Source organism: Dactylosporangium sp. NPDC050588, from assembly GCF_040654975.1.
Taxonomy (GTDB): Bacteria; Actinomycetota; Actinomycetes; order Mycobacteriales; family Micromonosporaceae; genus Dactylosporangium; species Dactylosporangium maewongense.
Genome location: NZ_JBFAJA010000059.1, coordinates 81,916 through 92,955 on the forward strand (window position 1 = coordinate 81,916; position 11,040 = coordinate 92,955).

An 11,040-nucleotide genomic window follows, 5' to 3' on the forward strand; every position below is an offset into this window, starting at 1 on the left:
TCCGGACGGGGAGAAGGCGGCGGGTGGAACGGTTCATCACGGCGGAGCGGACGTGGGCCGAGCGCAGCCGCTGGCACGTGTACGTGCTGCCCGACCTCGACGCCGACCCCGACCTGCGGCGGCTGGTGCGGCAGAGCGGCGAGGTCCTGGAGCGGTATCCGGCGTCGATGTCGATCGTGCCCGACCGGTGGCTGCACGCCACCATGCAGATGGTCACCGGTCTGGCCGGTGACGACGTCGGCGAGGCGCGGCGGGCGGCGCTGATCGGGGCGCTGCACGACGAGGTCGGCGGGCTCCCGGCGTTCACCGCGACCGCCGGCGCCGTGCAGGCCGGGCGGGCGGGCGTCGCGGTCGACCTGGACCAGGACCTGCCGGGTGAGCCGTTCGCGGTGCTCGGCGAGCGGGTCCGGGCCGCGATCCGGGCCGTGTTCGGCGACGACGGGCTGCGGTACGACCCCGGCATCCCGCACATCAGCCTCGCCTACGGCATGGGCGCCGCCGACTCCGGCGAGATCCAGGAGCACCTGCGCCGGACGGTGCGGCCCGGCCGGGCACGGCTGACGGTCGGGTCGGTCTGGCTGCTCGACGTCGTCCAGGACGCGGCCCGCAGCCAATACCGGTGGCACGAGCCGCTCGCCCGGATCCCCCTGCGAGGCTGAGCCACCGCGCGGCGGTGCGGCCGGGCCACTGCGTGGCGGTGCGGGCCGGTGGCGTCGCGCAGCGCGGGCAGGGCGCGACCGGTGCCGCAGCCGGCATCGACCACCGTGTCACCCGGGGCGAAGCCGGACTGGGCGACCGCGGCCGCATAGGCGGGCAGGTCGTCGCCGAACCTGGTGTCCCAGGTCGCGGCCCGGCCGGCGAAGAACGCCTGGGACTCGCTGCGGTGCCACACGTCGCCGTCGACCAGCCGGGCGTCGAGGTGCCGCAGCGCCGGCCACGCGGGGTCGTACAGGTCGATGACGGCGTCGGTGTCGTCACCCTGGAATCCACCGGAAGCGCCGGAAGCGCCGGAAGCGCCGGAAGCGCCGGAAGCGCCGGAAGCGCCGGAAGCGCCGGAAGCGCCGGAAGCGCTGGAAGCGCTGGAAGCGCCGGTGGTGGCAGCCGGTGGCGTGCGCACTCAGACCGTCAGGTGCCACGACGGGGCAGGGAGCCGGTGCCGCCAGCCTGGTCCGTCGGCGATGACGACGGTGTCCGGGGTTCTGGTGCACCAGCCGTCGCGGTCGCTCGTGCAGGCCGCCGCGGTCAGCCGGACGCAGTGCCGCCCGCCGGCGTGCAGGTGGGCGGCGAACCGGTCGGCGACCTGGGCGGCGCGGCCGTCACCGCCGTCGACGACCACCCTGGCCGCCCCGCGGGGCAGGGCCGCGGCGAGGTGCCCGAGCACGGTGTCCCAGCGGCGCCGCTGGTCGTCGGCGGTCATCCCTCCATCGTGCAGGTGCGGGCCCTGCACCGGTAGCCGGTGGCTGAGATGCGAGCCGGAAGACCGGCATCCGCTCGCAGATGCCGGTCCAGCAACCTTACGGGGCGGCCCGTCCCGCGTAGCGGGCGCTGCTGCCCAGCTCCTCCTCGATGCGCAGCAGCTGGTTGTACTTGGCGGTCCGGTCCGAGCGGGACAGCGAGCCGGTCTTGATCTGGCCGCAGTCCAGGCCGACGGCGAGGTCGGCGATCGTCGTGTCCTCGGTCTCGCCGGAGCGGTGCGACATCACCACCCGGTAGCCGGCCCGCTGCGCGGTCCGGACCGTCTCGATCGTCTCGGTCAGCGTGCCGATCTGGTTGACCTTGACGAGGACCGCGTTGGCGTAGCCGCCGTCGATGCCGGCGCGCAGGCGGGCGGGGTCGGTGCAGAAGACGTCGTCGCCGACCAGCTGGAGGCGGTCGCCGGCCCGGGCGGTGAGCCGCGTCCAGCCGTCGATGTCGTCCTCGGCCATCGGGTCCTCGATGGAGGTGATCGGGAAGCGCGCCGCCAGCTCGACGAGGTAGTCGATGTGCTCGTCGACCGACCGCTTGCGGCCCTCGCCGGCGTAGTCGTAGACGCCGTCGCGGTAGAACTCCGAGCTGGCCGGGTCGAGGCAGATCGTGATGTCGGCGCCCGGCCGGTAGCCGCTGTCCTCGACGGCCCGCAGCACGAAGGTGAGCGCCTCCTCGGCCGTGGCGAAGTCCGGCGCGAAGCCGCCCTCGTCGCCCACGTTGGTGCTGTGCCCGGCCGACGCCAGCGACCGTCGCAGGGTGTGGAAGACCTCGGAGCCCATCCGGACGGCCTCGGCGAAGGTCGGCGCGCCGATCGGGGCGATCATGAACTCCTGGAAGTCGAGCGGGTTGTCGGCGTGCGCCCCGCCGTTGACGATGTTCATCATCGGCACCGGCAGCAGCCGCGCCCCGACCCCTCCGACGTAGCGGTACAGCGGCTGCCGGTGCGCGGCCGCGGCGGCCTTCACCGTCGCCAGCGACACGCCGAGGATCGCGTTGGCGCCGAGGCGGCGCTTGTCCGCCGTGCCGTCCAGCGCGATCATCGTCTCGTCGACCAGCGCCTGGTTCTCCGCGTCGAGGCCGGTCACCGCCGCGGCGATCGGGCCGTTGACCGCGGCGACGGCCTCGGTCACCCCCTTGCCGTGAAACCGCGCGGGATCGCCGTCGCGCCGCTCGACCGCCTCGTTGGCGCCCGTCGACGCGCCCGACGGCACCGCGGCCCGGCCGGTCGCACCGTCGGCGAGGACCACGTCGACCTCCACCGTCGGGTTGCCCCGGCTGTCCAGCACCTGCCGTCCGATGACCCGGCTGATCGCCGTCATCGATCCACCTCCCGTGTTTCGTCGCTTGCTCGACCGGGCCCAGACTGGCAGACGGCGGCGGTCCTGCCACCGCGACGATCAACACGTTGACCTGTACCCCAGGGTCCGGGTTTAAGGTCGCGGGATGCGGGTGGGTGAACTGGCGCGCCGGACCGGGACGACCGTGCGGGCGCTGCGCTACTACGAGTCCGCGGGGCTGGTCGTCCCACGGCGGCTGAGCAACGGCTACCGCGAGTACGAGCCGATCGCGGTCCGGCTCGTCGAGCAGATCCGGCAGCTGACCGCGCTTGGCCTCACCGTCGAGGAGACCCGCCCGTTCGTCGACTCGATCGTGGGCGGCGCCGACGACACCGACGTGTGCGCCGCCGCGCTGGCGACCTACCGCAGCACCATCGCCACCCTGCAGGACCGCATCGGCCGGCTCACCGCGCAGCGCGACGCGCTCAACAGCCGTCTCGACACCGCCACGGCACGCGTCGCCACCGGCGCCTCGTCGCCCGGCGCCGACCCGTCCCGCCTCGTCGGTGACCGCCTGCCGGGCCTCGCGTTCTACTGCACCGACGGCCGCCCCGTGGACCTCGGCGCGCTCGGCCCCGGCCGGACCGTCATCTTCGTCTACCCGCTCACCGGCCGCCCCGGCGTCGACCTGCCCAAGGGCCTCATCGAGGTGCACGGCGCCCTCGGCGGCACCGAGCAGGCGACCTGGGTGCGCGACCACCACGCGGAGCTGCGCAACGCCGGCGTCGACCGGGTCTTCGGCCTCTCCGCGCAGTCCACCGGATACCAGCGCGAGCTCGTGCACCGCCTGCGGCTGCCGTACCCGCTGATCCCCGACCCCCGGATGACCCTGGCCGCCGCGCTGGAGCTGCCGACGTTCACCGCCGGCGACATGACCCTCTACGAACGCCTCACCCTCGTCGTGACCGACGACGTCGTCGAACACGTCTTCCACCCGATCCCCGAGCCCGCCTCCCACCTCCTCGCCGTCATGCAGTGGCTCACCAGATCCGCCCGGTCTGGTAGAGAAGGGCATGGCCATTGACGGACGACTCGCGGGGCAGCTCAGCGAGGCGCTGCTGGACGCCTTCAGTCCCGAGCGTCTCGACGAGATGCTGTACTACCGGCTGTCCAAGCAGCGGGCCCGGATCACCATGGCCGACAACCTGGAGACGCGGGTCTTCCACCTGATCAGGGCCGCCGACTCCGAGGGCTGGCTGGACCATCTCGTGGTCGCGGCGCGCCAGTCCCGGCCGGAGCACGCCGGTCTGCGGCAGGTGGCGGAGCTGCGGTCCCTGACGCCCGGCACCGGCGGGCTGGAGACGATCCTCAGCGCCGGCGACGTCGACATCCACCCGGCGCCGTGGCGGACCCGGCTCGGGGTCCTCGAAGGACAGGTCGGTCTGGTGGAGATCGCCGGCGATCCGGCCGGCACGTGCTTCCTCATCGGCCCGGACCTGTGCATGACCAGCCACCACGTGGTCGCCGCGGCGCGGCGCGACGAGGTGCGGATCGTGTTCGACCACAAGCGGGACACGGCCGACCAGGAGGTGTTCGCCGGCACCGCGGTCGAGCTCGCCGACGACTGGCTCGCCGCGTCGGCCCCGAACAGCCCGTCCGAGTGGTCGCGCGGCGGCACCGACCTGCCGGACCGCGCCGAGCTGGACTTCGCCGTGCTGCGCCTCGCCGAGCCGATCGGCGAGATGCCCGTCGGCGGCACCGGCGAACCGGCCTCGGCCGACCGGGGCTGGATCGACGTCGCCGGCCGCCGTCCGCCGCGCCCCGGCGACGGCATCGCCGTGCTGCAGCACTTCGGCCGCCGGCCGCTGCAGCTGCGCTTCGGCAAGGTGACCGAGGTCAACGCCAACGGCACCCGCCTGCGCCACACCGCCGACACCGACGGCGGGTCGTCGGGGTCGCCATGCTTCACGCTGGACTGGCGGCTCGTCGCGATCCATCAGGCGGGCGACCCCGCCACCGAGTCCTGGGAGGTTCCGACGGGCAACCGCGCCGTGCCCATCCTGCCGGTACTGGGCCTGCCGGCGGTGTCAGCACTTCTCCGTCGGCGCTAGGCTGCTCACCTGCACGTCGGCGACGGTACCGTCGGCACGCCGGACCCGGACGGCGCCGGGCGTGCCGGACTTCAGCAGGGTCCCGCACACGATCGACTGGTCCTGCGACGTCACCTTCACCAGCGGCGAGGCGGGCTCCGCCGCCGGCATGAACCAGGTGAGCCCGATCGCGACGACGAGCGCGCCGAGCGACGTCGCGGACGCCCGGGCCGCACCGCGGAGCCGCCGGCCGATCGCCTCCGGCAGATCCTGCTGGGCGGTGTACCAGGCGAGCAGGTCGGCGTCGTCGGCGATGGTGCGGGTCTCCGGCTGTCCGTACGCCGCGCGGTACGCCTGCTGGATCGCGACCGCGGCCGCCCCGACCGCCACCACGACGGCGACGGCGGTCCACACCTTGCCGGCCACGTCCAGCGCGGCGACCTGGTCGGCGCCGAGGCTCACGCCGACGATGCCGAGCACCCCGAGCAGCGCGGTGGTCCCGGCGATCCACTTCTCGGCCCCAGCCTTGAGCCGGTCGACCCGCCCGGTCTGCGCGATGCGGTACGCCTCCGCCGCCTCGGCGAGGTACGGGTCGTCCGCCGGCCGGAGCGTCACCGTGCCGTCCGCCGCGACCTCGGCGTGCCCCGTCCAGGTCCGTCCGCAGCCCTTCGGCGGTGACGCCGGCTGCCCCGCGTGCTCCTGGCCGCAGGTGCAGGCGAACCCGGCGGTGACCGAGGTCGCCGGGTCCGGGTCGAACCCTTCGAGGTCGGTGGCGCGCAACGAGACGGTCGCCGTGCACGCGTGCCGGCACACGGGGCACGGCCCGGCGAGCCGCAGCGTCGACCCGACCTGGCTGCCGTGCCACTGCCGCAGCTGCGCGTCCAGCACGGTCACCCGCGCGGCGCGGTGGGCCAGCTCCGTCATCCGGACTCCTTCACAGGTAGGAATGCCTGCGGATCGCGGCGAGGGTCGGCGCGACCTCGTTCAGCGGCGGGATCTCGGCGTCCTCGTCGACGTCGTCGTCCGCGTCGGGTGGCTCGGCGGGAAGCCCGAGGACCAGCGCCGGGACGACCGCCTCGGGCAACGAGTCGTCGGGGCCGGGTCCGTCCCAGTCCTCGTCGTCGTCCCAGTCCTCGTCGGCGCCCCACTCGTCGTCATACCATCGCTGCAGGTCGGCGAGCTCTTGGTCGGTGTCTCCGAGGTCCAGCAGTTCGTCGTAGGAGACGACGCCGTGATCCGCCGGCTGGTTGAGCTCCCACAGCGTGCCGATCATCCAGCCGTCGAGGTAACGCCCGGAGTCCGTGGCCTCGCCGGAGTCGGGGAACGTGGTCAGGAGATCCCGGAAGTCCTCGTCCTCGAAGTCGTGTGGCGGCAACGGAAGCGCCCCGTCGAGGTCGCCGACTGGCCGGACGTCGTCGGGATGCTCGTGGGCCGCCAGGAACACCTCGCCGAGGTCCAGGTCGGTGGCGGCGAGCAGCTCCTCGCTCACCTGCAGCTGGTCACAGCCGCCGAGTCCGATGTCGGTGAGGGCCGGTAGGTGCGCGACGGCCCCGATGTCCACGAGGCGCGTCGAGCCGGACACATCCAGGAACTGCAGCTGCTCCATACCCTCGATGCCGCTCAGGTCGACGACCGACGACCGTCGCAGCGTCAGCGACTGCAGGTTGACGCAATTGGAGAGGGCGAGCAGATCGTCATCGTGGAAATCCTCGATCGTCAGATCGGTGAGCCAGGAACGGGTGAGCCGTTCGGTGCGCCAGTCGACCCGGACACCACCGGCCAATGTCAACTCGCGAATCCTGAACGCGGTCAGCGCGTGGATGTTGCGGAGTATGACCGGACCTCGGATCGTCAGCGTCGTGAGCTCGAGGAAGCCGATGAACGTCGTGCAGTCGACCTCGGCGAGGGGCAGGTGATCGGCGAAGCCGAGCGTCAGATCAAGGATCGTGTCGTTGGCATGCGAATCGCCCAGGTCGAACCGCTGCAGCTCGTGAAGCTCAACCTCGGACGCCAATACGGTCGGAAGCCAGTCGAGCGTCATGTCGGCCGGCCATGCCGGGATCGTGAGTGACGTGACGCGGGCTTGTGCGACGTGGCCGGCGAAGTCTGCGGTGATCACGTCCGGCACGAAGTGCAGGTCGAGGTTGAGCTCGTACGGAATGAACGGCAGGACGGTCTGGTCGCGGACGACGACCGCCGTGGTCATGAAGCTCGGGATCGCCTGCAGCACCATCATGCCGTACTTGCCGGGGGTGAACCCGCTCCACGCGTCGACGAGCTCCTGCGCCAGCTCGTGCCCGAAGCGCTGGGCCGCGGGGACCAGCGCCTCGATCGCGCGCTCGCTGCCGATGCCGACGATGGCCCGCACGCACAGGGACGCGGTGGCGGGGTCCTGCACCGTGTGCTGCAGGACGCGCCGGAGCAGGGGCAGCGCGGTCTGTCCCATCGCGACGACCGACTTCACCTCGTCGCGGCTGAGGGGCGGGATGCGCTGCTCCAGGTAGGCGGTGGCGCGCTCGTAGCTCTCCCGCTCCACCACCACGGACATCTCGAAGCACTCCGCCAGGAACTCGCGCAGCGGGGACCGGCCGGACGAGACCGAGTCGTCGGCGACGATCGCGTCGACGATGCCGTCGGTCAGGCGCCGCCACTCGACGGCGGACGTCTTCGAGGCCCAGCCGACCGCCATGCTGATGACGCCCTGCCAGTCCGCGTCGCGGACGTGGTCGAGCATGATGCGGGTGGAGCCCCCGGAGACGAGGTGGCGGGCGGCGAGGAACTCCTGGAAGGTGCGGTGGACGAAGTCGATCGTGCCCGGGGCCGGCTCGCGGAGCACACCTGAGCGCTCCAGCAGGTCGTGGAGGATCTGCCCGCCGGTCCAGTCGACGCCGCGGAGCATGCCGGCGACCAGGCCCAGCTGGCTGCGCACGTCGTCGCGGGGCGCCTCCGAGAGGCCGGAGACGACGAACCACTGGGCGAGGGACTGCAGCACGGCGGTGCGTTCTTCGGCGCCGACGCCGGTGGGTTCCACGCCCTTCTCGTGCTCACGGCGGCCGAGCATCATCTTCAGCGCGTCCTCGTACAGCGTGATGCGCTGCTTGGGCAGGCCACCGGGGCTCTTGTAGTTGAGGGCGCAGATGACCGCGCAGAGCAGGGGCGTGCGGGCCAGGTCGCGCAGCGCCGGCGACCTGTCGATCTCGACGACGAGGTGCGCGGCGCGGGCCCGGTGGGACTCGTGCTGGTCGGGTGGGAGCCGCTCCAGCGTCGCCGCGTGCCAGTCCTGGATGAACCGGAAGATCTCGCGGAAGCTCATCGTGGTCAGCGTGAGCGGGGTGAAGCGGTCGAGGTCGTAGGTGCCGCCGCGGGCCGCGGCCGGGCGTGAGGTGACGACCAGGGTGTTGTGTTGCTCGGTGACGGCGTGCCAGGTCAGGTCCTCCAGCCAGGCCTGGACCGTCGCGCGTTCGTCGGTCCGGACCTCGTCGAGGCCGTCGATCAGCAGGACCGCCCGGCCCTCCTCGAGGACCTTGGCGACCCAGCCGGCCGGCTGGCGCGAATGCAGGGACGCTCCGGCGACCTCGCGGGTGAGCTCCTCGATGGTGGGCAGGGCGCGCTTGACGTACCGCCGCAGCCGGACGAACAGTGGTATCCGGCCGTGCCAGGGATGCAGGTCACCGCCGGGCAGCTCGCCGCGGGCCATGCTGACTGCGGCCCACTGCAGGACGGTGGTCTTGCCGGAGCCGGCCTCGCCCTCGATCAGGACCAGCCGGCCGGCCGTCTGCAGCGCCGCGTCCACGGGCTGCGCGTCGTAGCCGACGGTGCCCTGCGCGGTCGGGCGCGGGACGGTGGCCTCGAGGGTGACGTACGCGGTGGTCAGGCTGTACCGGCGGACCTCGGTGAGCAGGTCGATGCCGAGGACCTCGAGGGTGTCCAGCGTCCGGGTGACCATGCGCAGGTACTGGACGGCATAGCTGTCGTTGGGGCGGCCCGAGTCCTGGTCGCGCTCCTGCGGCATCCGGCTGATCGCCATCCGGATCGTCGCGGCGGCGCCGCCCGACGCCGCCAGGTCGTGCAGGCCGGCGAGCGTCAACCCGGGCTCCGCGAGCGCCGCCTCGGCCAGGTAGGAGACGATCGCGCCGATCAGCGGCTGGAAGGGCGGGAGGCTGGTGGGACCGTGGTCCCAGGCCTGGCGTCGCCGGTCGGACTGCTCGGTCAGCAGCCGCAGCAACAGGTCCGGTTCGGTGCGCATCTCCGCGGTGATGGCCGGCCCGGCCAGGCGGAGCGTCGTGGCCACCGCGAAGGTGATCTCGTCGACGATGTCCACGACCTGCGTCGACATGAGCGGGATCAGCTGGAGCACCTGGTCCTCGACGTACTCCAGCAGGAGGTCGGTGACCTCCCACAGCTCGCGCCGGACGACGCGGGCGGTGGCGCCGGTCGACCCCGCGGCCGCGAGCGCGTCGACGGACCGGGCGGCGAGGACCTGCCCGTTGCCGGGGTCGTTGAGCAGCAGCAGCGTCCGCACCAGGTCGGCACCGAGGTTGCTCTCGATGCGGTCGTGAATGGTGCGCTTCCGTCCGACCGGCACCCGGCCCGACCGGCCTCGGCCCGCGTAGTCGCGTCCGGTCCCTTCGGCGAGCAGGGCGCCCTCGAGGGCACGCTGCTCGGCCTTCCGGTCGACCACGTGCGGGTGCCGCTCCGCCCACCTGGACAGCAGGGTCGCGCGCGGGACCCGCTTGAGCGCGGCGGCGACGAGATCCGGCAGCCAGCCCTGATCGTCGGCGTCGGTGATGACCCGGAACACGACGTCGTCCATGCCGACCACGTCGCCGACCATCCGGGCGAGCTTGATCTCCAGGTCGTACCAGAGCATCTGCTCGAACGGGCTCCGGGTCGGGAACGCGTCCAGCATCGCCTCGGCGAGGTCCTCGGAGCTCTTGCCCGAGAGGAACGGGACGGGCATCACGCTCCTGGGCGGCATTCGACCGGACCGATGTATCGCGAGTATAGGACCGGCGACGGTCGGTCACGCCCGACCGCCCCGGCGCCGTCCGGCCGGACTCAGCTGTCCGTCCGGCCGACCGGCGCCACCCGGTCATGGGCGGGTGGCGAGCTGGCGGTGGAAGGCGCGGGAGGATGGCGCCGAGCATCGGGGGCTGGAGGGGGCCGGAGAAGATGAGCGGGCCGCCGAGGGTGAACACGCGCCGGCGGGTCTCGGCGATCCGCCCCACCGCGCCCCCGCACCCGCACCCGAAACGCGAGGGTGATCAATGGGGCATCGGTGACCGTGCGTGCGGTTTCGGAGTACAGATAGATGCGGCATGATTTCCCGGTAGGCAACGCCGCGGCATCGGTGCCGCGGGCGGGGGAGGACCGCGCGTGTCTCATCGTGTCCATGTCGCGTTCGAGGAGCAGGCCCGGCGCACCCCCGACCGGGTGGCCGTCATCGCCGGGCAGGTCCGGATGCGGTACGCGGACGTGGCCGGCCGCGCGAACCGGATCGCCCGTGAGCTGCGCCGCGCCGGCGCCGGACCCGGCGAGCTCGTCGGGGTGTGCCTGGGCCGGGACGAGCACCTCCTGCCGGCGCTGCTGGGCGTGCTGAAGACCGGCGCCGCCTACGTGCCGATGGACCCCGCGTACCCGGCGGAGCGCCTCGAATACATCGCCGCCGATGCCGGGGTGAAGCTGATCGCGACGACCACGGCGACGGCGAAGGGCACGGTCGCGGTCGACGAGATCGGCGCCGACGCCGACAGCACCCCGCTGGGAGGCGACGAGGGCGACGGCAGCGACGCGGCGTACGTCATCTACACGTCGGGCTCCACGGGAAGGCCCAAGGGCGTCGTCGTCGAGCACCGCAACACGATGAACCTGCTGCGCTGGGAGGCGGCCGCGTACACGGCCGAGGAGCTGCGGGGCATGCTCGCCACCGCGTCGATCTGCTTCGACCCGTCGATCACCCAGCTGTTCCTGCCGCTGGTCACCGGCGGCACCGTGATCCTCGCCGAGAACCTCCTCGCGCTGTCCACGCTGCCCGCCCGCGCCGAGGTCACCACCGTCTACGGCGTGCCGTCCGCCCTCAGCGTCCTGCTCCGCGAGCCGCTCCCGGACGGTGTGCGGGCCGTGTTCGCCGGTGGGGAGCCGCTGACCCGGGCGCTGGTCGACCGGATCTACGCCAACCCGGGCGTGCGGCGGGTGCTCAACCTGTA

At 72.9% G+C, this 11,040-nt stretch carries 8 protein-coding genes; 4 read left to right on the plus strand and 4 right to left on the minus strand.

Features of this window, described 5'->3' with window-relative positions:
* Positions 1–23 precede the first annotated feature (23 nt).
* Entirely contained in the window at positions 24–659 is a 636-nt protein-coding gene (locus AB0I21_RS35510; RefSeq protein WP_360567813.1) for a 2'-5' RNA ligase family protein, read from the plus strand.
* Positions 660–1,117: 458 nt separating this feature from the next.
* Here the strand turns inward: AB0I21_RS35510 and AB0I21_RS35515 are convergent, their stop codons facing one another.
* Together AB0I21_RS35515 and eno are read right to left on the minus strand one after the other, a co-directional pair.
* Positions 1,118–1,417: a hypothetical protein gene (locus tag AB0I21_RS35515; RefSeq protein WP_360567815.1), complete on the minus strand. Its 300-nt coding sequence runs from the start codon at positions 1,415–1,417 to the stop codon at positions 1,118–1,120.
* Between the two features lie 97 nt (positions 1,418–1,514).
* Entirely contained in the window at positions 1,515–2,786 is a 1,272-nt protein-coding gene (gene eno / locus AB0I21_RS35520) for a phosphopyruvate hydratase (protein ID WP_360567816.1), read from the minus strand.
* Between the two features lie 124 nt (positions 2,787–2,910).
* Here eno and AB0I21_RS35525 point away from each other — a divergent pair, with 124 nt between their 5' ends.
* A complete protein-coding gene (locus AB0I21_RS35525) occupies positions 2,911–3,828 on the plus strand; it encodes a MerR family transcriptional regulator (protein ID WP_360567818.1) in 918 nt (305 codons plus the stop codon).
* Positions 3,818–4,855 (plus strand): trypsin-like peptidase domain-containing protein, encoded by a 1,038-nt coding sequence (locus AB0I21_RS35530; protein ID WP_360567820.1) that lies wholly within the window; start codon positions 3,818–3,820, stop codon positions 4,853–4,855. The genes AB0I21_RS35525 and AB0I21_RS35530 overlap by 11 nt, the downstream gene beginning before the upstream one ends.
* Here the strand turns inward: AB0I21_RS35530 and AB0I21_RS35535 are convergent.
* Positions 4,832–5,758: a hypothetical protein gene (locus AB0I21_RS35535; RefSeq protein WP_360567821.1), complete on the minus strand. Its 927-nt coding sequence runs from the start codon at positions 5,756–5,758 to the stop codon at positions 4,832–4,834. The genes AB0I21_RS35530 and AB0I21_RS35535 overlap by 24 nt on opposite strands.
* Before the next feature lie 10 nt (positions 5,759–5,768).
* Positions 5,769–9,794, minus strand: a complete 4,026-nt coding sequence (locus AB0I21_RS35540) for an NACHT domain-containing protein (RefSeq protein ID WP_360567823.1) — start codon at positions 9,792–9,794, stop codon at positions 5,769–5,771.
* Between the two features lie 416 nt (positions 9,795–10,210).
* Between AB0I21_RS35540 and AB0I21_RS35545 the strand changes: the two genes are divergently transcribed.
* On the plus strand, positions 10,211–11,040 hold an 830-nt coding region (locus tag AB0I21_RS35545; RefSeq protein ID WP_360567825.1), incomplete at its 3' end, for an AMP-binding protein.

Bases quoted from the DNA above. Each gene is read 5' to 3' on its own strand.
- eno (WP_360567816.1), bottom strand. From the start codon at position 2,786: ATGACGGCGATCAGCCGGGTCATCGGACGGCAGGTGCTGGACAGCCGG.
- AB0I21_RS35515 (WP_360567815.1), bottom strand. From the start codon at position 1,417: ATGACCGCCGACGACCAGCGGCGCCGCTGGGACACCGTGCTCGGGCAC.
- AB0I21_RS35535 (WP_360567821.1), bottom strand. From the start codon at position 5,758: ATGACGGAGCTGGCCCACCGCGCCGCGCGGGTGACCGTGCTGGACGCG.
- AB0I21_RS35530 (WP_360567820.1), top strand. From the start codon at position 3,818: ATGGCCATTGACGGACGACTCGCGGGGCAGCTCAGCGAGGCGCTGCTG.
- AB0I21_RS35540 (WP_360567823.1), bottom strand. From the start codon at position 9,794: ATGCCCGTCCCGTTCCTCTCGGGCAAGAGCTCCGAGGACCTCGCCGAG.
- AB0I21_RS35525 (WP_360567818.1), top strand. From the start codon at position 2,911: ATGCGGGTGGGTGAACTGGCGCGCCGGACCGGGACGACCGTGCGGGCG.